The organism is Petrocella sp., assembly GCF_059865615.1.
Window position 1 is genome coordinate 1 of record NZ_JCBCDA010000063.1, and the last position, 22,817, is coordinate 22,817.

Here is a 22,817-nt window from a genome sequence, read left to right on the forward strand (position 1 = left end):
CCCTTCAACACCATTTCTCTTTTTGGATAAAGAAATGTACTCATCTGATGATAGTTTTTTAAGATAAGCAGCACGTTGTACCATGTTTTCAGTTACCATTACAAATGATGATTTCTTTTGTAGCTTAGCACCACACTGTTCGCGGAGAGGACAGTGTTCACACGTTTTCTTATTAAATGATGCACGATATATGCCTGTTTTTTCATAATAACTCGTTTTATATGGTTTGTTTCCAGATAGTCTAACGATGAACAGATTCGTTGATTGTTGAAACAGTAAGCAAAATCTGATAATTCATAGTTCAATTCATCGAAGTTCTCAAAAGAATATTGCCTAACAAACTCTGTCTTAATTATTTTGAAGCTTACTTCTACAACAGTATTATCATAAGGACAACCTTTCATGCTGAGTGACCGATTGATAACGAAAGTCTTAAGTGTTTCATCAATGATTTTGTTCTTAAATTCATTGCCTCGATTAGTGTGAAAAATATTGATTTTTGATAGATTGTTTTTTACTGAAGCAAACGCATGTGACACCAACTTAGCATCCTTATTTCTAACAGCACTGTAACTGATTATTTCATGATTGAAGAGGTCTATAAGGACATATATGTAATTCCCAACTGCCACAACCCTAATATAGGTTAAATCTCTTACCACAACATTTAGATGGTCCCTATCATCAAACTTTTTATTAACTAAACTGGCGCTTTATCTTCGTTGCATTTTGCAACATGAGGCTTATATTGGGATACAGTATGTGAAGAAACAAGCCTTTCGGCTTCATAATGCGGCCAATACGTCGGCGGGAGACTTTTAAACCTTCTTTTGGCAGTTCTTTTTTGATTTTCTGAACAAGCTCAGATTCATCTTTTTTCAAATCGACTTGATAGTAATAAGTACTTCTTGGAAGTTTGAGGACTCTAAACATTGCTGATTTTTTTCCTGAGTTTTGACACCTTAACCAGAAATAAAAATAAATACTAGGAAAATGAGAGAGCAATTATAATAAAAAATGGGGGTAGCAAAATTAAATCATATAGAAGGTATCTAATCTAAAGGTGAAAAGAAAAATATTAAAGGAGGTATGGCTTGTGAAGTTCAAATGATTACAGAAGAGAAGAAAGTCATGTATTGGTCATTAGAGAAAATTTATCTGAGAGATTAAGGATGAAAAAGAGAAAAAAGGAGAGTATGAAAAAATGAAGAGATTAAGACGTTATGTAGTAGTATTAATATTTGTAGCCATGTTGCTTAGACAAGGTGTATACGCGATTGAAACAGCTACGCCAATACAAACAGTTCCTGAAACACCAAGTCCTTGGGCTGTCTGGGAGGTGCAAATGGCAAATACCTACGGATTAGGTGAAACAACTACATACCAAGGTTAGTTGAAAGATGCTACACTGAATGATTTTTTGAAAGTACTAGAGAGCTTTCAAAGTAAATTTGAAGTTAACGATACAACAGACTTAACAGGTGGCTTTATTACGCGTGGACAGGTTATTGACGAACTATATGATATGATTGAACTTGTATTAAATATTGAAGAGCCGGTTAAAAATGTAGAAGAAGTAATGGCATATTTTGTAGATAAGGGTTTAATAAATGGTCGTTCTAATTATGATTATGCATTGGATGATATTTGTAGTAAAGAAGAAATGCTGGTATTTTCAAAACGCGTTTATGATCATATTGTTTATACTTTGGGTCTTGATTCAAAAGGAGCCCTTTGGAAAGTATCTGATGAAGACAATACAGTATACCTTTTAGGTTCTATTCATGTAACTGATGATTCGGTTTATCCTTTAAGTAAAGAAGTGTTACAGGCTTTTATTTCATCTCAGGCCCTAGTGGTTGAAGCTAATATTCTAATGGTTAATCCAGAGGATACAGCATATATTCAGCAAAAGATGATGCTAGAAGGCGATGCAACAATTGATAAATACCTAGCAGAAGATACATACAGCATCTATGTGGATAAAATAAGTGCACTGGGACTTGAACCGGAAGTCTATAATAAGTTAAAACCTTGGTATGCGGCGATGTTACTTCAATCAACAAGTATGTCAAATGCATCATATTCAGCTACGATGGGGATTGATATGTATTTTCAGTACTTAGCCAATGGACATATTCCTATTGTAGAAGTTGAGGGATTAAAGTATCAGATTGATTTATTTGACTCTTTTTCACCAGAACTTCAAGAAGGTTATTTAGTTAGTGCATTAATGGAGGAAGAACAATCCAATAACTTAATTGGTTCTTTGTTATCAGCATGGAAATCCGGTGATGTTGAGACTTTGGAAAGATTGATCTTTACAGAAGAAACAATGACAGATATTGAGAAGGAATTTTCAGAAAAGCTTTGGGATGAAAGAAATGCACATATGACGGCTTATGTTCAAAATTTGCTCGAAAATGAGGCGGAGATAGACTATTTTTTTGTTGTTGGCGTAGGGCATATGCTAAATGATAATGGCATTATTAAAGGTTTAAGTTCACTGGGATATGAAGTGATAGACATACAAGAATAAAATAGTATTAGAATTTCAAAAAACATTTATACCAGCCCCTTTATTTTCTTTGAAAATAGAGGGGCATTTTACTTTTCGGTATGTCATAATTATAAGCCATGAATAATATTTTATAGATACTGGGAGTTAGACTTTAAAACCCATTGGTACTATAGTATACTGGATAAAAGATTAAATAGCATTTGGAGGCATTATGTTAATTGAAGTGCAAGGACAAACCATTCATTACACAAGTATGGGTAAAGGACTCCCCCTTATTACACTTCATGGTCTACTCTTATGGTGGGTATTTGGCACAGGGGATTGCCAAGTTATTAAATGAACAAGTCATAGGTGAGGTACTCATATGCCCTGTCGTCATACCAGAATCTAACTTGAGAAAAAAAGCACAAATAATCAATCAAGAGATTGACCATTCGTATTTTGTGACATTAAGTGAAGAAAAGCAAAAAAGCTATTTGAGTGAGATGGTGGTCATTAACAAGAGGACCTGTCAACGTACAGAAGCGGATTTCTCAAGAGCAATCGCACTTGCAGATAGATCCTTTCTTAAAGCCTTGTATGACAATGAATATCTAAGTACCATTATCGAGAACAGTCACATGATTCATCGCCATAAAACACTCATATTTCTAGGTTATCAGGATAATGTGGTGGGGTACAAAGACATGATAAATAGGCTCAATAAGTATCCAAAAGCCACAGTCAGTTTGTTAACCAATGCAAGCCATTCCTTCTTCTTAGAACAACCGGATCAATTTGAGAATCTCTTGGATGCATGGCTTAGGAAGTATAAATAGTTGATTCTATTCTAGTAGGTTATAATGATAAGTGTGTAGTATATTAATTAAAGGTAAGGTGATTATTTTGGTACATTTGGTTTATTGTGATGACAAGGAAAAGATCTTGTACAAAATCATAGAGGAAAACCAAGGTAAGCTGAACCTATCAAAGAAGCAACAAGAGCGTTGGCATAAAAAGTGTATGTGTTTGATTGAGTTTCAGGATGTAAAGGAAATAGAATGAATGATTTTGAAAAAAATAGATCTTCTATAAAGGATGGTCTCTGAAAATCTTCAATAAGAAAAAAGCACTTTTATATTAAATCAGAGAAGATTATGGAAGGATACAATAAGACCATCTGAGTTAAGGAGGATGAAGATATGGGATATTCTAACAAAAAAGGCTCAACACCTATCAAAAAAGGATACCGATTTGTTGTGTGGGCACCTAATGCAGACGCGGTGTTTGTTGTGGGAGATTTCAATAAATGGGAGAAGACTGCGAATCAGATGAGGGAAAATGAAAACGGATGGTGGTCTATTGATATACCCGAAGCTAAACTTGGTGATGAATACCGATATCGTATTGTCAATGAAAACAATGAGTATTTTCGAATTGATCCTTATGCACATCAGGTAACTAACTCAGTGGGCAATGCGATTATTGTCAAATCCGAACGAACTGAGAAAGAAATAATATTTATGCCTCCAAAACTGAATGAAATGATAATTTATGAACTCCATATCGGAACCTTTGGGAAGCAAGGTACAGAACCTGGTCCAGGTGACTTAGAAGGTGCTATCAAACGTCTGGCTTATCTCAAGGAACTTGGCATTAATGCTGTTGAAATAATGCCACTGGCGGAGTTCGCAGGTGGATACTCATGGGGATACAACCCATCTCATATTTTTGCAGTAGAAAGTAATTATGGAGTGCCACAGAATTTCAGAGAATTTGTTAATGAGGCCCACAAACTCGGAATTGCAGTTATTGTGGATGTGGTTTACAATCACTTTGGCCCCAGTGACCTTGATTTGTGGCAGTTTGATGGTTGGCATGAAAACGAGAAGGGAGGCATTTACTTCTATAATGACTGGCGATCAACTACCCCATGGGGAGAAACGCGGCCGGATTATGGACGTAATGAAGTAAGGGAATATATCTGTGACAATGCCTTGATGTGGTTTCAAGAGTATGATGTGGATGGTCTGCGTTGGGACATGACCGCTTTTATCCGTAATGTATACGGCCATAACAAGGATTCTCAAAGTGATCTACCAGAAGGTTGGAGTCTTATGCAGTGGATAAACGAAGAAATTAGAAAATATAATCCCCATTCTTTCACTATTGCCGAGGATCTTCAGAACAACGCATATCTAACAAAGTCTAAGAATGATGGAGGCGCCGGTTTTAGTTCGCAGTGGGCTGCCCCTTTTGTACATGCTATTCGAACTGCCTTGATAGGGGCTGATGACGCTCACCGAGATATGGATGCCATTCGAAATGCTATTTTGCATCGCTACCACCTGAATGCTTTTGAGCGGGTCATCTATACGGAATCCCATGACGAAGTGGCCAATGGCAAAGCACGTATACCCGAAGAAGTCGATCCGGGAAACGCATCATCATGGGCAGCAAAAAAGAAATCAACACTAGGAGCGGTGCTTATTTTCACAACACCGGGAATTCCTATGATCTTTCAGGGTCAGGAATTTCTTGAAGACGACTGGTTTCATGATCAAGACCCTATTGATTGGACGAAAAAAGAACAGTTTACAGGGATACTCCAATTGTATAAGGATTTGATTAAACTTCGATTGAATTGTGGTGGTCAAACAAAAGGACTCACCGGTCAAGAGGTAGATGTGTACCACATAAACCAGGACGATAAGATCATCGCTTGGCATCGTTGGGCTTCAGGCGGACCGTCAGACAGTGTTGTTGTTGTGGCGAACTTTTCATCTCATGTCTATGAGAATTATCTAATTGATCTGCCTGCTGCTGGGAAGTGGATTGTTAGACTTAATAGCGATGGTAAAAACTATGACAAGGACTTTGGTGGCATTGGACATCATATTATTCAATCAAAAGCAAATGAGAAGGATGATTTTTTGTCACAGGCAAATATCGATATCGCTCCTTATAGTGCCATTATATTATCACAAGAAAAACAGTAAGTCATTTTCTGTAATAATGATAGGTGATAAGTGAATCTATTAGTGAGTAAAAGCCTAATAAGATAATCTCTTTAGAAAAAGTCATTCAAGTTAAGTACAATGAATATTAAGCGGTGATGTTGTATACGGGGAGGAAAAGCAAATGGAAATAATCTTATTAGTAGCCGGAATTATGGTGGGTCTATTGTTGGGATGGCTCATGACCAAATCAAAGCTGGTATCAAAATATCAATCTGAAAGAGAAAACGGACAAAAAAGATACAATGAACTTGAAGTGGAAGTTGCAACCTATAGGGCAACGGTACAAGTTCAATTAGAAACAGCAAAGGAAAAAATCACTGAAATGGAAAAAGAACGGGTTCTAACTGAAGAGAATCTATCATCTGTGCGTTATGAATTAAAGGAGAATCATCAGGAACTAGCCAAGGTTAAAGCCAATCAAGACGCGAATTTTATGATGTTAGAGGAAAAGCAAAAAGAGGTGACATCTCTAAAAGAGGAGATGAAAAGCCTGAAGATGGACTTGAATCAGACGCATCAGCTACTTGCCACTGAGAAAGCCAACAACGAAGCCCTTGATGAAAAATTAAAGCGTCAAATGGATACCATGGAAGAAATGGGCAAAAAATTCAATCTGGAATTTGAAAATATTGCTAATAAAATATTTGACACCAAAACAGAGAGATTTACTGAACTGAATAAAACCAATCTTAAGAATATATTAGAACCACTTGGAAAAAATATCGAAGATTTTAGAAAACAAGTGGATAATGTCTATAATATTGAATCAAAAGAAAGATTTTCACTTGGAGAAAGGGTCAAGGAACTGGCGGTTCTTAATCAGGAGATTAGCCAAGAAGCCAAGAATCTGACAAAGGCGTTAAAAGGAGAAGCAAAGACCCAAGGTCGTTGGGGAGAAATGATTCTGGAAAGCATTCTGGAAAAATCAGGCCTTAGAAAAAACGAACAGTATTTTATTGAACATGAATTACTAGATGATAACGGTAAGGCGATACGTTCCGATTTGGAAGGTAAGAAAATGCGTCCGGATGCCGTGATTAAGTATCCGGATAATAGAAATGTTATTATTGATTCTAAAGTATCACTAAACGCCTTTACCAGATTGATTGCAACCGATGATGTGGATCAACAGAAAAAGGAACTGGAGGCGCATGTATCCGCTATAAAAAATCACATTGTAGCACTAAGTGCAAAAGGCTATGATGATTATGATAAAGCCCTAGATTTCGTTATGATGTTTATTCCAAGCGAGCCTGCATACATCACGGCAATACAAGGGGATTCGGATCTATGGAATTTTGCTTATGACAAGAGAATCATACTCCTTAGTCCCACGAATCTCATCACTTCCTTGAAAATGATTGTAGATTTATGGAAACGAGAGTACCAGAATAGAAATTCACTGGAGATTGCAGAAAGAGGTGCCAAACTTTATGATAAGTTCGTAGGCTTTATTGAGAACCTTGAGGCGGTGGGACAGTCTATTGATAAAGCAGGGGAAAAGTACAGAAGTGCCTATAAGCAATTAAGTACAGGCAATGATAACTTGGTAGTACAAGCCACCAAGTTAAAAAATCTTGGTCTTAAAACCAAAAAAGAACTACCTGGCGCCTTACTTCGAGATATAGATTCAATAGAATAGAAAATAAATCTGGCGGCTTATAACCATCTTAACTTATGTTATAATAAAGGTGAAGGTGAAGGTGAACTGCTTAATGCGCCATGATATACTGACCCATTTATTTGATTGGCATAATTTCAACAAGTTTTTTAAAGTTAGTTGATGGAAGCGAATAATAGAAAACAAAATTTATAAGGAGGTTTTATAATGAAACGATGTAGAGAATGTTTTGAAAAATGTATGACCGTTACAGATGCGTATATGAAAGAATCAACTTGGAAAGATTTGGCTCTTATTAAGTTATGTGTATTCTCAGTAGGTGTATTATTAGGGATCTGTATACCTAAAAAGCATAAAGCTGTTTACAGTGTTATAGGGGCATTGGTTATAGGTGTAACATTGACACCAATTATGATGAAATTTGTACCGATGTTGCTAGACGAATTTGAATATTTCGAGTAATATGAATGGATATGCTTTAGCTAAAATCAGAAATGATTTTAGCTTTTTATTTTTATTGTATTGATTAGCTAAGTGTAAAAAACTTTTGTTGGTTTGAGTAATAATCATAGGGTATGGTATAATAGTCTTAAGAATCTTAAGAATCCCCTTATTATTCTAGAAGGAGTGAGATCATGTCCTATTGTCCTAAATGTAAACGTGACTATGAAAAAGGCAAGACAACCTGTACTTACTGTGCAGTGACGCTAGTGGAAGAGGAATCAGATGAAGTTGGAAACGACCAATTAGAGGAGATTAAAAAACTCTGTAGTGTTTATACCTTACAGGAAGCAGATATCATCATTGCTTTAATGAACAGCTATGAGATACCGGCCGTTAAGAAGAGCGAACAAATTGGCGATTACTTAACAGTGGCCATGGGAAGTAGCATGTACGGTTATGATATATATGTGCCGATCAGATTATTTGACCAAGCGGAGTTATTATTAAACGCTCAAAACATAGAAGAAGACTAGAGGCTTTTATATGGTAAAGCGTACTTTTAAGAAAAATAATAAAAAGAATTAGGAACTTAAAGCCGAAATAGTCAAAAAAGGAGAACATATATGAAAGATATAGGAAAAAAAATAAAAAAAGATGCAGAGCATTTAAAAAATAAAATTGAAGGTGGCGTAAAAGAAAATCTTGGCAAGGCAACAGGTAATCAAAAAATGGAGTTTGAAGGCAAAGTAAAGAATAAAGTCACTAAAGCAAAAGAAGAGGCAGCGGATATGAAAGAGAGTATTCTTGAGAAAATCAATGACAAGATGGATAAAAAAGATAAGAAAAATAAAAAGAAGTAAATGAAAAATTTAGATACTTAGTCTTGACCCTATAACCGGTAATAGGATGTTGCAAAAAAATAAAACAAGGCATAATTATTTAAAGCAAGGCTATTGGTATCCTTTTAGGCCTTGCTTTTTTATGTTTATATTTTATTTTGTTCCTATTCTAATTTCTTGACAATTCTCCCCTTAAGTTCTCTGACATCAAATGTTTAATTTTTTCCTGATTATAACCCTTGCTCATTAAGTAATAGAGCTTTGTTGCTGCAGCTTCCGGTGTCATATCATACCCGCTGACTGCGCCTGCTTCTACTAAAAAAGCGCTGGTTTCATACTCGCCTATATGCGCAAAGCCTTTAAGACATTGAGTACATACCACTATAATGACCCCTCTATCAGCCGCTTCTTTTAATACCAAACCAAGTCGCTCATCCCTACTTGGAATATTCCCAGCTCCAAGAGCTTCGATAATAATGCCTTTAAGAGGTGGCTTTAAAATATTTTCCATGACTTCTGTTGAGATACTCGGAAAAATCTTCATGTCAGTAATGGGATAGTTCCCATACTCAAATGCTTTCATCTTCTTTCCGTTTTTCTTATTAATTAGAGATTCATTAATATCAATACGCACGCCTGCAATGGCAAGAGGAGGAAAATTAGGAGATTCAAAAGCATCAAGGGCATCTGAACTGGTTTTAACCGCTCGGCACCCTCTTAATAACTTTCCACCAAAATAGAGACAGACTTCCGGAACATCAGATTCTGCTGCAATCTGTACCGCTGCAATAATATTTTCTCTGGCATCGTTTCTAATCTCACATAAAGGAATCTGAGACCCTGTCAATATAACCGGTTTGCTTAGGTTTTCAAGCATAAAGGATAGTGCAGACGCAGTGTAGGCCATAGTATCTGTCCCATGTAAGATTACAAACCCATCATAATCATCATAATTGCTTTCAATATCTTTTGCGATCTTTATCCATTCTTGTTGGGTCATATTGGAAGAATCAAGCAAGGGTTCATATTCTTTTATAGTATAATCCGGCATGATATCTGCTTTTAGCTCTGATATATTATCAAGCTCTTTTTGCATATAACCTTTTTGGGGGGCATAACCTTTTTTGGTTCTAATCATGCCAATCGTACCACCAGTATAGATAATATATACTTTTTTATTCATATATCGCTCCTTGAGTATATCTATTTTGTTTCTTTTTATTTATTCGGTTGAATCATGACTAGAAAGCTCTTTAAGCTCAAAAGCGATTCCTTCTGCGGTTTTCTTAATCCATGATGGCGAGGTTTCTTCCGTTTGTGTAGGAGGAAGTTTTTTAGCCTTGAACCCTTTAGGGAAAACTTTGTTTTGCTTTTTCATCATAACAGCAAGGTAACCGCCCTGAAAGCGTGTCGGTTCATAAACAATAACAAAAGCACTCGGCTCATAATGATCGATGATATCCATAAGTTCAAGTTCACGCGTACGCTTTGTTAAAATATCCATTCGATATCTGGCACTATCTTTTCCTTCTCCTTGAAAAACGGTGACGCCAAAGCCTTGAAGTCTTAAGTGATCAATCAAATTATCATTTTTGTGGCTGATATTAACAACAACAGTATTATAGCCAATAGCAATTTTTTTCTCTATATGTATACCCACTACAAGTCCCAATCCAAACCCAAGTGCATAAACAAGCATCTGTAAGAGGCTTTGTTCACCAGATATGACGATTGCAAGACCAAACACATAAATTAGACTTTCAAGAAATCCGAATATGGCTGTAAGTAAAGTGAGCTTTTTAACCATACTAATGGTTCTTAGTGCCAACATAGGAACATAACAGAGTTGTAAAATAAGGATTAGGATGATTTCTTTCATGATAATCTCCATTCCGCCGCCAAACGGCGGCACAAATAGTTATTAAAGTTCTTGACTACCTCAAACTCCTTGATAGAATTAGCTCATGAAGCTATACTAAAAAGCACGGTAGGAGGAGTCGTTAAACTCTTTTTTGTTTTAGACAGTATAATAATCAATGTGAGCTTCGCCTTTCAAGGACAAATAAGTGGCTCTATAAGACCGTACACTAAGAATTGTTTTAACACCTAGTTAAATGTGTGGCGAAGCAGTCAATGGCTTCTTTATCTTTTACGAAAGGAGTTTTTTATGAAAGTTGTTTATCAAACCTGTTGCGGTATTGATGTTCACAAAGCTTTCTTTGTGGCTACTATTATCAAAACCACTTCAGGTATTACACCTTCTTATCAAAAGAAACGTTTTTCCACATTCAACAATTCTATTTTACAATTCTAAGATTGGTTAAGGCGTCAAAACCATATAGTTGAACTTTCACCTGTCATATGTAGTTATGAATGTATCAACGTAATCTACATATGGTAGGCGAATTTAGTGAAACTTAGTTTTGACCCTTTAACCAAGATTGGTTGATTGAAAATCAATGCTTCGATGTTTGCATGGAATCTACCGGTAAATATTGGGTCCCTGTTTTTAACCTCTTGGAAGACGAAATCAACGTCACCATCGCCAACCCCAAATGGGTCAAAGCTGTTAAAGGTAACAAGGACGATACCAAAGATTCTAAGTGGATTGGGGATTTGTTTCGATTAGGATTAGTTCCTGGTAGCTTTATTCCTTGTAAATCCATTCGTATTCTACGTGAATATACTAGGTACCGCTACAAACTAATTTCTTCCAGACTCTTTCGTTCACTTAAGAAAAAGTCTGATAGTGTCATTGAATCTATCGAAGGGCATCAGATGACTGACTCCCAAAAATATCGTATGCACTTTGTCCGTGCACATTTGGATTATATCACATCTACGATAAACGATATAGACACTAAATTGGATTCTTTGATTGCTCCTTATGAAAATACTGTCCAGTTACTCTGTACCATTCCAGGGGTAAAACGTAGCAGTGCTATTACTATAGTCTCTGAAATTGGTACAGATATGTCTCAATTTTCTTCTTCTAAACGTTTGTGTTGTTGGGCTGGTCTAACTCCCGGCAATAACGAATCTGCTGGTAAGAAAAAATCGGTTAGAATAACACGTGCCGGAGTCTACCTAAAACCTGCATTAGTACAGTGTGCTCATGCAGCCGTGAAATCTACTGATTCCCCTTACTACAAACAAAAATATGAACGTATTATGAAGCGCCGTGGTAAAAAACGTGCTATTATCGCTATCGCCAGAATGATTCTTACTGCTATTTACCAAATGTTCTCAACGGGTGAAGCATGGAACCCTAGCGACCTTTATAAATCTGATATGCCAAAGCCTCTTGTTGAAAAACCGAAAGCTAAGGCGATCAAACAAGCAATGAAACTTCTTATTAAGGAGGGGCTACTTACTGAACCCCTAGAAGCTTCGTAAATTTATTTAACTAGTTTTTGTTCATTGGCTGTTTATGCAACAGCTTATTAGTTGTTCCAATTTATTGGTTGTTTAAATATTTTTTCACAATAGCCTCCTAAGCTGCAGGGATGATTGTGTCTTTGGATTCGGATTTGAGTGAGACACTTGCCATTTTACACCATTCATCTTGGAATTGCCAGTGGTGCAGCAAGATAAATACTAGATAGTCCACATTAATAGGTATATTGATCTATTTATACATAGAATTAGTCTTGAATAGGTGAAAGGAACTGCAAATAAGTTGATAACGCCATCGTATGGTGGTAGAATAGAATCATTATTAAATATAGGGTTAAGATTTCAGAATCTTATTGTTGTAACTAAGCATACAATATTTGCAAACTTAGTTTTTATGCATTTGCCATGAAAAATTATCAATCATTAGGATGTATATTATGGGGGGATCGCAAGGAATAGGGGTTTTTGCAACCAATCTTAGAATGGACTGAACAGACTTAGGAGCAACCAGATGAAATCCTTCATAAAAAATTACTATAGTATTGGTGTAATAATGGCTGCTATCATCGGCCTAACCATGTGGATTCAGTACAATAATTATATTGAATCTATTAAGATGGAAGTGGAAAATACAATCGATAGCAGATTAGATTATATGGCAAGTGAAATCAATGGACATATACAGAGAAATCAGAAAGCATTAGAAGCGGTGGAAAGTTTTATCCTTATAGAGAAAGATGAGGAGAAAATAGTTGATTTTATGCAAGCTTTGATGAGAAGCAATCCAACATTTCAATCTATCTATTTTGGCACACCGGAAAACAAAATGATTAATGGTAGTGGTTTTATACCGCCGGAGACATTTGATTTACTGGCAAGGCCATGGTATATTGCCGCTTTAAATGAAAATAAGCATATTATAACCCATCCATACTTGAATGCATCAAAAGACAATTGGATTGTAACACTCGCAAAACCGGTTTATAATCATCAAAACCATTTATTAGGTGTTGTAGCAGGCGATAGTTTACTTGAAAGTACCTTGAATTTACTTGAAGAACAGAAAATATCAGATGAAAGCTATATGTTCTTATTGGATAATAATCGCAATGTATTATTGCATTCGGATTATGAAAACATGACGGATTTAACCCTTTCTTTAGGTGATTTATCAGTTGACCTTTTAACAGAATTATCAAAAAATAAAAATGGGATTTTACTTACATCTTTAGATGGTATTATTGGCTATGTGGGATGGCGTACCTTTGATGATTCGGGGTGGGTTATTGGTAGTTTTGCACCAATGAGTGATTTTGTAAATCAACGCTTTCAAAACATGATTATTTTCTTAATTACCGCCTTGTCCACCACTATAATTTTATTTGTAGTCTTTATTTTACAGAAGAAATATATCATTAACCCAATTAGTGAATTGGATGAAGATATACAAAAAATATCAGTGGATAAGAACGTCACGTACCGCCTACCAATAAAACCAAGTGATCCTTTTTCTGACCTTCGAACAACAACAAATAAAGTTCTTGAAAAAACCGAAGATTATTTTAAATCAATGAACAAAAACCAAATGGCCCTGAAAAGGGCTAATAAAGACCTTTATGCAGCGTTAAAACAATTAACAGCGGTAGAAGAAGAACTAAGAAGTCAAAATGATGAGCTGGTAGAAAACAAGCAAGCTCTAGAAGTCAGTGAAAGAAAAAATAGAGCAATTATTCAGGTCCTACCGGATATTATTTTCATTTTAAACGAAGAGGGTATCTTCTTAGATTGTTTAGTGAATCAGGAGGATATGCTGTATATTAAAAAAGAACACTTTATGAATAAAGCATTAAGTGAAATCATGCCTGAGTCAATTGTCGTTATAGGAATGCGTGCGATTTATCAAGCGATGAACTCCGGACAACTTCAAAGATTTGAATACGATTTAGAGATAGAAGGCAAACAGCATTATTATGAAATGCGTATGATTAAGTTTATGGATCAAGGTGTTTTATCTATTCTGAGGGATATTACTGAGCAAAAGCAGGACCAAATACGCATAGAAAAACTTAGTTATCACGATCAACTAACAGACCTCTATAACCGTCGTTTTTATGAAGAAGAACAAAGACGATTGGATGTACCCCGTAATCTACCACTTTCAATCATGATGCTAGACGTAAACGGCCTTAAGTTAACCAACGATGCATTTGGACATCTGGTAGGTGATCAGTTATTATTGCATGTGGCTAGAGTCATTAAAGAACACTGTCGTTTAGATGATATCATCGCCAGAATTGGTGGGGATGAGTTTATTGTTCTATTACCAAAAACAGATACAACAGAGGCAAAAAAAATAGCAGATCGAATACGTAAAGGTGCTCTTAAACAAAAGATGGATAATGTGGTCATATCTGTATCCATAGGATGTGCTACAAAAACCATTGAAGACCAGTTGATATCGGATGTTTTTATTAGAGCAGAGGATAAGATGTACCGTGAAAAACTAACAGAGAGCCAAAGTGTGCGCAATAAAACCATACAAGTTATTATAAAAACGTTGAATGAGAAAAGCGTAAGAGAAAAAATACACTCTGATCAAGTTGCTCATTTGTGTCAAGAAATGGGTAAGGCCATGAATTTAGGGACTCAGACTTTAAATGAACTGGTAACAGCCGGTCATCTACATGATATTGGTAAAATTGCTATTAGAGATGAAGTGTTGAATAAATCAGATCGATTGACTGAACAGGAATATGAAGAAGTCAAAAAGCATTCTGAAAGTGGCTATTTGATTCTAAAATCCGTGGATACTTATTCTTCATTAGCAGAGGATATCTTATCACATCATGAAAGATGGGATGGACAAGGTTATCCTAGAGGCCTGAAAGGCACAGAGATTCCATTGATTGCAAGAATCATAAGTGTGACAGATGCATACGAATCGATGACATCTCAAAGACTTTACAAAGCGATTTTTAACCATAAAGAAGCCAGAGCAGAACTTAGAAAACATGCAGGAACACAGTTTGATCCTGAGATTGTTAACATTTTTTTAGACCATAATATCGGACTATAATTAAGTAATAATAGGAATAAGACCTTTAGGGGTCTTATTTTTTCATACTTTATAAGAAGAGTAACTGCAAATATACTGAAAATAGAAAAAAAATTTTCTGACTATTGAATTGAATTTAGATGAATGCTATACTAGGTTAGTGAACACTAACGAGGTGAAATATGATAAAAAGAAAAGACAAGATTTTAATCAGTGCCATTGATCTGTTGTACAGTGAAGGTGTAAGTGGTGTAACGACAAAAAATCTCGCAAGACTTGAGAAGGTAACAGAACCGGCATTATATCGACAGTATAATAACAAACAGGAGATATTGAACCATATTGTGGAAGCCTATGCGCAGTATGACGAAAGAATCATCAACACCATCAAAGAAAGTCCATTATCCGGTTATGATGTTATTGGGTATTATATTAAAAGATTTATTGAGTTTTATGAGAATTACGTTGAACTGACTACAGTAATGTTTTCAATGGATTTATATTATTATCACGAAACAACGAAGACTAGAATGGAAGAAATTGTAAAGAAACGCATAAGTTTTTTAGAAAATCTAATAAGACTCAATAAAGAAACACTTCTAAAAAACAGTAGATTCAACAGTGAAGAAATGGCCAGTATGATACATGGTACCTTATTTGCTCAGATTTATGAATGGCGTATGACAGGCATGCATTATTCTTTAAAGGAACGCCTTCTGAATTATGTAATGAAGCTTTTGGGCAATATTAATGAAAATGAAGACATAAAAGAGAAAGATGAAGAGAGAAAAGAGGAGATGTAATATGAAGATTCTTATTGCAGAAGATGATTTGACCAGCCGCTTATTTATGAAAAAATACCTATCCAAATATGGTAACTGTGATGTGGCCATGAATGGCCTTGAGGCCATTGATTTGGCAATGAATGCCATTGAGATGGAGAATCCATATGAATTAATTTGTTTAGATATCATGATGCCAAAAATAGATGGCATCAAAGCTTTGAAGGCCATAAGAGAGATTGAAAGAACCTCTATGAAGGAAGGGATGAAGCCTTCTAAAATCATTATGACCACCGCTTTAAACGATAAGGAAACCGTTGAAGAAGCTTATAAATATGGTTGTGAAGCATACGCATGGAAACCGATTGATGTTGAGAAATTTGATGAAGTATTAAAAAAAATTAATTTAATTTAGAGCTACTATAAATGAGGGGGGGTAAAAGTGTGGCTTATTGGAAATATAGAGAAAGTTCATTAAGATTTATTAATATTGTTTATATTATTGTATATTTTATTTTGGTCAGATTATACATGGACACGGACGGCAACCACTTTTTTTTTAACACCTATGTGAATATTGCCATTTTGGGATTACTAAGTATAGTACTTGTATCTAGTTTTATAAAAGCATGGACAGAGAAATACCAACTAAGGTTAAATCATTTACTATGGACCATAACAATAGTCAGCACAGTTATAGCCTATTATTCTAGGAGCGATATTTATATCACCAGTCATTTACTACTTCTTTTGATTTCACTATATTCTTTATATAGTAGAAGTAGGATGAAAAATTATATTCTTATTTACCTTATAGTTGTCTTGCCATTTGCCTCTCTATCAGAGGTTGACTTTGACAGAAAACTGAGTTCAATAATTGCTATATTTATTCTTATAGCCATGGCCTACGTCAGAAGTATCTATGATGAACACATATATAACGCTTATGCAGATACCAACCAATCTCAAAATATGCTATTAATGAATGCACAAGAGGCCTTTGCACTTCACCGTATTGTTTTAGACGACTTAGGTAAACCAGTAGATTTTATATATTTGGCGGTTAACGCCGCTTTTGAGAAAATAACAGGGCTTAAAGAAAAAGACATTATTGGCAAGATGGTATTAGAGGTAATCCCTAATACAGAAAGATACTGGATTGATCTCTTTGAGGAAGTGGCACTGGAGAGAACTTCAAGGAGTGTGGTTAACTATTCTAAAGCTTTTGATAAATATTATGAAGTAAGAGCCTATCCGACAGAAAACCGGGAATTTGCTGTACTATTTATGGATGTTACAGAACGTCTTCACAATGAAAATAAGATAAAACATGCCATGAAACAGTCGGATAAGGCCAATCAATTAAAAAACCAATTTCTCAAAGATATCAACCATCGTTTAAGAACACCCCTTAATGGTATGATGGGGATGATGCAACTTATAGACGTTGACGAAGTAGGTCAAAATAATAGAGAATTATTTGAAGCCATGGTTCTTGAGATGAAACATACCAGAAATATAATCAATCAGATATCCAAATACATTGATATACAGGGTATGGAATTTGAATACACCCATCATAATGTTTACAACTTGGTTATGAGTGAAGTAAAGAGCCTTGATGGAGAAAATATGGATATAAGCATTGAACAATCAGAAGATAAAGATTTAGAAATATTTATTGAGAAAAAAGTGCTTATATCTGTCCTCAGAGAATTGGTAATCAATGCAAAAAACCATACCAAAAATAATAAAGTACGTATCAAGCTCCAAAGTCAACGAAACCGAGAAAATAAGATTAGCTATATGAAGATTAATGTAATAGATTACGGAGAAGGCATTGAGAAAGACCGACTTAAGTATATATTCAATGAATTTTATCATCATGATTTTATACATATTTATAAGGAAAGTGATAGTATCAGCATACCAATGTGCAAGCAGATGTTAATGTGCTGTGGAGGGGATTTGATTGTGGAAAGTGTTCTTGATTATGGCACTACTTTTACAATGATTTTACCGGCCTATACCATACGATAATCAACAATATAACACAAAATCAAAGATTTATAAATTAATAACGGAGGGAAAACGATGAGATTAATGATTGTAGATGATGCATCTTTTATGAGGGTTGCGATTAGAAGGATGATTGAAAAAGAGGAATATGAGGTTGTATGCGAGGCAGAAGACGGTCAAGATGCTGTAGATAAGTTCAAAAAGTATAGACCGGATGTGATTACCATGGACATTACCATGCCAAACCTTTCAGGTATAGAAGCCCTAAAGGAGATAAAAAAAATAAGTTCCACAGTGAAGGTTGTGATGGTCTCAGCTATGGGCCAGGAAGCACTCATTCGAGAAGCAGTAATGAATGGTGCCAACTCATTTATTGTTAAGCCTTTTAAAGAAGACAAGCTTATTGAAGTATTGGAGAGTATGAAATCATAAACGAGGGGAGGAGAAGAGTTGGAAAATTCATATATTGATGAACCGATGTTGGAAGCTTATGTCTATGAGACTTCACAGATCATAGAAACCCTTGAGCAACTGATGATACAAAGCGAAAAAGTAGGCACATTTTCAGGGGAAGCCATGAACGAAATCTTTCGTTTTATGCATACCATTAAAGGCTCATCGGCCATGATGATGTTTAATGAAATCAGTACATTAGCTCATAAGATTGAAGATATATTCTATGTTATTAGAGAAAACAAGACTATAGAATATGATTTTGCTACCTTAGTAGACTGTATACTTGAAAGTGTAGACTATTATAAGATTGAAATGATCAAAATCAGAAACGGAGAAACACCGGATGGTGATACTGCTAGTCTGACAGATAAAGTCAATGATTATCTTGTTAAGCTAAAAAAAGATAACGGACTTGATAAAACAAAAAAAGAAGATAAAGAAAAGCCTAAGGTCGATCAGAAATACTATATTAGTCCCAATAGAAAAGAAAATCAAGCCAAGTATTATAAAGTCAAAATCACTTTTAAAAAAAACTGTGAGATGGAGAACATCAGAGCTTATACAATCATACATAATATTGTGGATTTGGTTGAAGAGGTACTTTACAAACCCAGCGATATCATAGACAACGATCAATCGGTTGATGAAATTCGTTCCAATGGCTTTCACATGGCCATCAGATCAACAGCTTATGAAGAAGACATTCATAAATATCTAGACAGCACCATTTTTTTAGAAAAACTAGAATTTGAAGAAGCCGATCAGGAATGGTTCAAAGAATTTGAAGTCATCTATCAAGACCAAGAGATATCTGACGAAATTAAGATACCGGAAACTTCCAAAAAATATGTTGAAATTCAAAAAAATAAAAAAGAAAAAAAAGATAGTAAGCAAGGAGTCACAGCAACAGCAGCTCAAAGCATCATCAGTGTGAATGTAGATAAGCTGGATAAACTCATGGATATGGTAGGAGAATTGGTCATAGCAGAGGCCATGGTATCACAGAATCCGGAAGTGGTGCGACTAGAGATAGAGAGCTTTGACAAAGCCTCGAGACAACTGCATAAAATATCCAGTGAACTCCAAGATATGGTCATGGCCATACGAATGGTGGCACTGTCTACAACTTTTATGAAAATGCACCGAATTGTTAGAGACATGACAAGAAAGCTATCCAAAGAGGTGGTTCTTGACGTATATGGAGAAGAAACAGAAGTAGATAAGAACATTATAGAAAAAATAGCAGACCCCTTGATGCATATCATAAGAAATGCTATTGATCATGGTATAGAAGACGCAGAAGAAAGAAGACTTGCCGGAAAAGACCCTCAAGGCAATCTAACTCTAGAAGCTAAGAACTCGGGCAGTGACGTACTGATTATCGTCAAAGACGACGGTAAAGGTCTAAACAAGGAAAAAATTTATGAAAAAGCCTATAATCTGGGCTTAATATATCAATCTATAGAGGATATGAATGATAAGGATATCTACCGGTTAATATTACACCCGGGCTTTTCCATGAAAGAACAAGTGACAGAATTTTCCGGTAGAGGTGTGGGTATGGATGTAGTCGCCAAAAATATCGAAAGTATTGGCGGCTCTGTCATCGTAGACAGTGTTCTTGGTAGAGGCACAACCATCATACTAAAAATACCTTTAACCTTAGCCATCATAGAAGGGATGAACGTCAAAGTAGGGGACTCTAGATTCACTATACCTATTGTATCCATAAAGGAATCTTTCAGACCCCTTAACAAAGAAATTATAAGAGACCCTGAAGGAAGAGAAATGATTATGGTTAGAGGTCTATGTTATCCGATCATAAAGCTCTACGAACACTATAGACTTCAAACAAATGTTCAGGATTATGAAAAGGGTATATTAATTATGGTGGAGGAAGATGACCGAAGCTGTTGTTTACTGGCCGATGAATTACTAGGTCAACAACAGGTTGTGGTCAAGTCGCTACCTAATTACATAAAAAAATATAAGCAAATAAAAGGTTTAGGTGGTTGCACTTTGCTAGGTGATGGTAGCATCAGTTTAATACTGGATGTGGGAGAATTCGAACTATCCAATGTTCATGAAAAATAAAAGGATAAAGGTGATAAGATGAATGAAGGCATGAATAATTTTATGGATGAACAAGAAGAAGACACCCAAAAGGGCAAGTTTTTAACCTTTTACTTGGGAGACGAATGTTATGGCATCGACATCTTGTATGTGACGGAGATTATAGGCATTCAACCCATAACTGTGCTGCCGGAATTGCCTCATTTTATAAAAGGTATTATTAACCTAAGAGGTAAGATTATACCGGTTATGGATGCCAGACTTAAGTTTAACAAAGAAACCAAGGATTATAATGACCGAACCTGTATCATCGTCATAGATGTGGCACAACTGTCCATTGGCATCATCGTAGATGCTGTAGCAGAAGTCTTAAACATAAATGAAGATAACATTGTACCACCACCGAACTTGAATACCGGTGGACGCAAATACATAAAAAGCGTGGGAAAAAGTGAAGAAAAAATAACGTTAATCTTAGATTGTGAAAAGTTACTGGATGAGAAGGAAGTCAATGAATTAAATCATGCGAATGAATAATAAGAGGAGGAGCATCATATGAAATGGTATTTAAACTTAAAAATAGGGGTAAAACTGATTATTGGCTTTATAGCGGTTGCAATAATTGCGGGTGCAATTGGTCTTGTTGGATATATAAGTACGAACACGTTAAACGAACATTTACAAGAAGTAGCGGATGTAAGACTACCAAGTGTAAATGCACTATTAATGATTCGTGAATCTCAAACAGCTGTAAGAGCAGGACTTAGAAACTTAGCAAATTCTCAAATTCCAGTTGAGCAAAGAACAGCAGAGTATAAATATATAGAAGATGCATTTGCACGAAGCGAAAAATATTGGGCCATATATGAACCATTACCTCAATCGGAAGAGGAAGCAAAAGAATGGGAGAAATTCGTACCCTTATGGAATGCATGGCGCATTACAGTCGATAGATCTATTGAAGCATCTCAAAAATATGATGTAGCGGTTAGAGAGAAGACCACTAATCAAGACAGCCTTTTAAATGATTTACTAAATGCAAACAGCATTTCTGCTGAAGCATTTATACCGGCAGAAGAAGGTTTATTAAGAGTAGAAGAGATTAATAATGACTTGGCGGATGAAGCAAATCTTGCCGGAGACGAAGCAGTAGCGACAGCAATAACGTTGATTATGACCATATCTGTATTAGGCGTAATTGTATCGATTATACTGGGTATATATATATCCAACATTATCAAGAAACCAATCAATAAAATGGTGGCGGCAGCAAAAAGTATTGCAGATGGAGATCTTGATATTGAGATCCACGTTGAGTCCAAAGACGAGATTGGTATTTTGGCTGAGGCATTCCTTAGAATGACAAACAACATCAATGAAGTTATGACCAATATTAATTCAGCTTCTGAACAAGTGGCATCTGGATCAACACAAGTCTCTGATTCCAGTATGTCTTTATCCCAAGGTGCTACCGAACAAGCCAGCTCTGTAGAAGAATTAACAGCATCTATAGAAGAAATCGCAGTCCAGACCAGACAAAACGCTGCCAACGCAGAAAAAGCAAAAGAAATGTCTGCTTCCGCACAAAAATATGCAGAAAAAGGGAATACTCAAATGGCAGGTATGGTCAAAGCCATGGAAGGCATCAATGATTCCTCCAACAACATATCTAAGATTATCAAAGTTATAGATGATATAGCCTTCCAAACCAACATATTAGCCCTCAATGCAGCTGTTGAAGCCGCAAGAGCCGGACAACATGGTAAGGGATTTGCTGTTGTAGCCGAAGAAGTAAGGAACTTAGCTGCAAGATCAGCCAATGCAGCCAAAGAAACCACCAGCATGATAGAAGGTTCTATCAAAGAAGTAGAAGGTGGCACAAAGCTTGCCAACGAAACAGCCGAAGCTTTAAATATGATTGTAGAAGGTGTTTCAAAAGCAGCGGAACTTGTTGGCGAAATAGCCGTAGCGTCCAACGAGCAAGCCCAAGGCATTGAGCAGATCAATCAAGGTATTATGCAAATATCCGATGTGGTTCAAACCACAAGTGCAACAGCAGAAGAAACCGCTGCAGCCAGTGAGGAACTATCCGGTCAAGCGGATATGCTTAAGACACAAGTGGCGACGTTCAAACTAAAACATGCTAAAAGCAATAGAAACCAAGGGTATGATGATATACATCCGGATGTACTTAAGATGTTAGAAGACATGAAAAATGGTGAAGACATAAAATCTAAAAAACAAAGCAAAAAGATTACTCTAAGTGATACGGATTTTGAGAAATATTAAGCAAGAATCATAAATTATGAAGGGAGACTTGTCTCCCTTTAATAAGTGGGTGTGACATGATACATATATCAGAAGATGAGTTTAGACTTATTACAGACTTTATAAAAGAACATAGTGGTATACATTTGAAAGATGAAAAAAAGACACTGCTCGTTGGTCGATTGGGTAGTATCGTCAGAGACCATAACTTAAATAGTTTTATGGCTTATTATCAATTGCTTAAAAACGACAAAGAAGGTAAGGAACTGAGTCGTCTGATTGATAAAATCACCACCAACCATACCTATTTTATGCGCGAATCGGAGCACTTTAATTATTTGATG

At 35.8% G+C, this 22,817-nt stretch carries 20 protein-coding genes and 4 pseudogenes; 20 read left to right on the forward strand and 4 right to left on the reverse strand.

The genetic code is table 11. The features are described from left to right. Positions 1 to 294: transposase (locus AC6F8J_RS07295; protein WP_500722113.1), on the reverse strand; the 294-nt coding region annotated here is incomplete at its 3' end. Next, positions 234 to 939: pseudogene (locus AC6F8J_RS07300) on the reverse strand (DDE-type integrase/transposase/recombinase); the annotation flags it as partial. The pseudogene AC6F8J_RS07300 and the gene AC6F8J_RS07295, both read right to left, overlap by 61 nt. A 265-nt stretch (positions 940 to 1,204) precedes the next feature. Here AC6F8J_RS07300 and AC6F8J_RS07305 point away from each other — a divergent pair. The 9 genes from AC6F8J_RS07305 (at position 1,205) to AC6F8J_RS07345 (ending at position 8,445) form a co-directional block, all read left to right on the forward strand. After that, positions 1,205 to 1,393 carry a hypothetical protein gene (locus tag AC6F8J_RS07305; protein WP_500722072.1) on the forward strand — a complete coding sequence of 63 codons (189 nt, stop codon included), beginning with the start codon at positions 1,205 to 1,207 and terminating at the stop codon, positions 1,391 to 1,393. Beyond that, complete coding sequence (locus AC6F8J_RS07310; protein ID WP_500722073.1) at positions 1,394 to 2,539, forward strand: TraB/GumN family protein; 1,146 nt, start codon at positions 1,394 to 1,396, stop codon at positions 2,537 to 2,539. A gap of 266 nt (positions 2,540 to 2,805) precedes the next feature. Then, positions 2,806 to 3,339 (forward strand): alpha/beta fold hydrolase, encoded by a 534-nt coding sequence (locus AC6F8J_RS07315; protein WP_500722074.1) that lies wholly within the window; start codon positions 2,806 to 2,808, stop codon positions 3,337 to 3,339. Positions 3,340 to 3,370: 31 nt separating this feature from the next. Then, entirely contained in the window at positions 3,371 to 3,565 is a 195-nt protein-coding gene (locus AC6F8J_RS07320) for a hypothetical protein (protein ID WP_500722076.1), read from the forward strand. A 137-nt stretch (positions 3,566 to 3,702) separates the two neighbouring features. Beyond that, positions 3,703 to 5,499 (forward strand): alpha-amylase family glycosyl hydrolase, encoded by a 1,797-nt coding sequence (locus AC6F8J_RS07325; RefSeq protein ID WP_500722078.1) that lies wholly within the window; start codon positions 3,703 to 3,705, stop codon positions 5,497 to 5,499. A gap of 142 nt (positions 5,500 to 5,641) precedes the next feature. Then, positions 5,642 to 7,162: a DNA recombination protein RmuC gene (locus AC6F8J_RS07330; RefSeq protein WP_500722080.1), complete on the forward strand. Its 1,521-nt coding sequence runs from the start codon at positions 5,642 to 5,644 to the stop codon at positions 7,160 to 7,162. Between the two features lie 186 nt (positions 7,163 to 7,348). Continuing rightward, positions 7,349 to 7,603: a permease of phosphate ABC transporter gene (locus AC6F8J_RS07335; protein WP_500722082.1), complete on the forward strand. Its 255-nt coding sequence runs from the start codon at positions 7,349 to 7,351 to the stop codon at positions 7,601 to 7,603. A 173-nt stretch (positions 7,604 to 7,776) separates the two neighbouring features. Beyond that, positions 7,777 to 8,118, forward strand: a complete 342-nt coding sequence (locus AC6F8J_RS07340) for a hypothetical protein (RefSeq protein ID WP_500722084.1) — start codon at positions 7,777 to 7,779, stop codon at positions 8,116 to 8,118. Between the two features lie 90 nt (positions 8,119 to 8,208). Continuing rightward, positions 8,209 to 8,445, forward strand: coding sequence for a hypothetical protein (locus tag AC6F8J_RS07345; protein ID WP_500722087.1), 237 nt, complete (start codon positions 8,209 to 8,211; stop codon positions 8,443 to 8,445). A gap of 148 nt (positions 8,446 to 8,593) precedes the next feature. Here AC6F8J_RS07345 and ansA read toward each other — a convergent pair whose 3' ends face one another. Together ansA and AC6F8J_RS07355 are read right to left on the reverse strand one after the other, a co-directional pair. Beyond that, positions 8,594 to 9,607, reverse strand: a complete 1,014-nt coding sequence (ansA, locus tag AC6F8J_RS07350; RefSeq protein ID WP_500722089.1) for an asparaginase — start codon at positions 9,605 to 9,607, stop codon at positions 8,594 to 8,596. A gap of 39 nt (positions 9,608 to 9,646) precedes the next feature. Further along, positions 9,647 to 10,303, reverse strand: a complete 657-nt coding sequence (locus AC6F8J_RS07355) for a DUF5698 domain-containing protein (RefSeq protein WP_500722091.1) — start codon at positions 10,301 to 10,303, stop codon at positions 9,647 to 9,649. A gap of 288 nt (positions 10,304 to 10,591) precedes the next feature. Between AC6F8J_RS07355 and AC6F8J_RS07360 the strand changes: the two are divergent. The 11 genes and pseudogenes from AC6F8J_RS07360 to AC6F8J_RS07410 all read left to right on the forward strand — a co-directional run. Further along, a pseudogene (locus AC6F8J_RS07360) lies at positions 10,592 to 10,735 on the forward strand (IS110 family RNA-guided transposase); the annotation flags it as partial. 126 nt (positions 10,736 to 10,861) lie between these two features. Next, positions 10,862 to 11,820, forward strand: a pseudogene (locus AC6F8J_RS07365) (IS110 family RNA-guided transposase); the annotation flags it as partial. 511 nt (positions 11,821 to 12,331) lie between these two features. Further along, a complete protein-coding gene (locus AC6F8J_RS07370) occupies positions 12,332 to 14,896 on the forward strand; it encodes an HD domain-containing phosphohydrolase (protein WP_500722094.1) in 2,565 nt (854 codons plus the stop codon). A 161-nt stretch (positions 14,897 to 15,057) separates the two neighbouring features. Further along, positions 15,058 to 15,678, forward strand: coding sequence for a TetR family transcriptional regulator (locus AC6F8J_RS07375; protein WP_500722096.1), 621 nt, complete (start codon positions 15,058 to 15,060; stop codon positions 15,676 to 15,678). A gap of 1 nt (position 15,679) precedes the next feature. Further along, positions 15,680 to 16,072 carry a response regulator gene (locus AC6F8J_RS07380; RefSeq protein ID WP_500722099.1) on the forward strand — a complete coding sequence of 131 codons (393 nt, stop codon included), beginning with the start codon at positions 15,680 to 15,682 and terminating at the stop codon, positions 16,070 to 16,072. A 371-nt stretch (positions 16,073 to 16,443) separates the two neighbouring features. Further along, positions 16,444 to 17,697 (forward strand): ATP-binding protein, encoded by a 1,254-nt coding sequence (locus AC6F8J_RS07385; protein WP_500722101.1) that lies wholly within the window; start codon positions 16,444 to 16,446, stop codon positions 17,695 to 17,697. Between the two features lie 54 nt (positions 17,698 to 17,751). Further along, positions 17,752 to 18,108: a response regulator gene (locus tag AC6F8J_RS07390; RefSeq protein WP_500722104.1), complete on the forward strand. Its 357-nt coding sequence runs from the start codon at positions 17,752 to 17,754 to the stop codon at positions 18,106 to 18,108. Between the two features lie 18 nt (positions 18,109 to 18,126). Beyond that, entirely contained in the window at positions 18,127 to 20,226 is a 2,100-nt protein-coding gene (locus AC6F8J_RS07395; protein ID WP_500722106.1) for a chemotaxis protein CheW, read from the forward strand. Between the two features lie 42 nt (positions 20,227 to 20,268). Beyond that, entirely contained in the window at positions 20,269 to 20,742 is a 474-nt protein-coding gene (locus AC6F8J_RS07400) for a chemotaxis protein CheW (RefSeq protein ID WP_500722108.1), read from the forward strand. A gap of 18 nt (positions 20,743 to 20,760) precedes the next feature. Further along, positions 20,761 to 22,494, forward strand: coding sequence for a methyl-accepting chemotaxis protein (locus AC6F8J_RS07405; protein WP_500722110.1), 1,734 nt, complete (start codon positions 20,761 to 20,763; stop codon positions 22,492 to 22,494). Positions 22,495 to 22,550: 56 nt separating this feature from the next. Further along, a pseudogene (locus tag AC6F8J_RS07410) lies at positions 22,551 to 22,817 on the forward strand (CheR family methyltransferase); the annotation flags it as partial.

Bases quoted from the DNA above. Each gene is read 5' to 3' on its own strand.
- ansA (WP_500722089.1), bottom strand. From the start codon at position 9,607: ATGAATAAAAAAGTATATATTATCTATACTGGTGGTACGATTGGCATG.
- AC6F8J_RS07370 (WP_500722094.1), top strand. From the start codon at position 12,332: ATGAAATCCTTCATAAAAAATTACTATAGTATTGGTGTAATAATGGCT.
- AC6F8J_RS07385 (WP_500722101.1), top strand. From the start codon at position 16,444: ATGAAAAATTATATTCTTATTTACCTTATAGTTGTCTTGCCATTTGCC.
- AC6F8J_RS07355 (WP_500722091.1), bottom strand. From the start codon at position 10,303: ATGAAAGAAATCATCCTAATCCTTATTTTACAACTCTGTTATGTTCCT.
- AC6F8J_RS07405 (WP_500722110.1), top strand. From the start codon at position 20,761: ATGAAATGGTATTTAAACTTAAAAATAGGGGTAAAACTGATTATTGGC.
- AC6F8J_RS07380 (WP_500722099.1), top strand. From the start codon at position 15,680: ATGAAGATTCTTATTGCAGAAGATGATTTGACCAGCCGCTTATTTATG.
- AC6F8J_RS07390 (WP_500722104.1), top strand. From the start codon at position 17,752: ATGAGATTAATGATTGTAGATGATGCATCTTTTATGAGGGTTGCGATT.
- AC6F8J_RS07335 (WP_500722082.1), top strand. From the start codon at position 7,349: ATGAAACGATGTAGAGAATGTTTTGAAAAATGTATGACCGTTACAGAT.
- AC6F8J_RS07345 (WP_500722087.1), top strand. From the start codon at position 8,209: ATGAAAGATATAGGAAAAAAAATAAAAAAAGATGCAGAGCATTTAAAA.
- AC6F8J_RS07375 (WP_500722096.1), top strand. From the start codon at position 15,058: ATGATAAAAAGAAAAGACAAGATTTTAATCAGTGCCATTGATCTGTTG.
- AC6F8J_RS07325 (WP_500722078.1), top strand. From the start codon at position 3,703: ATGGGATATTCTAACAAAAAAGGCTCAACACCTATCAAAAAAGGATAC.
- AC6F8J_RS07400 (WP_500722108.1), top strand. From the start codon at position 20,269: ATGGATGAACAAGAAGAAGACACCCAAAAGGGCAAGTTTTTAACCTTT.
- AC6F8J_RS07315 (WP_500722074.1), top strand. From the start codon at position 2,806: ATGGTCTACTCTTATGGTGGGTATTTGGCACAGGGGATTGCCAAGTTA.
- AC6F8J_RS07330 (WP_500722080.1), top strand. From the start codon at position 5,642: ATGGAAATAATCTTATTAGTAGCCGGAATTATGGTGGGTCTATTGTTG.
- AC6F8J_RS07340 (WP_500722084.1), top strand. From the start codon at position 7,777: ATGTCCTATTGTCCTAAATGTAAACGTGACTATGAAAAAGGCAAGACA.
- AC6F8J_RS07305 (WP_500722072.1), top strand. From the start codon at position 1,205: ATGAAGAGATTAAGACGTTATGTAGTAGTATTAATATTTGTAGCCATG.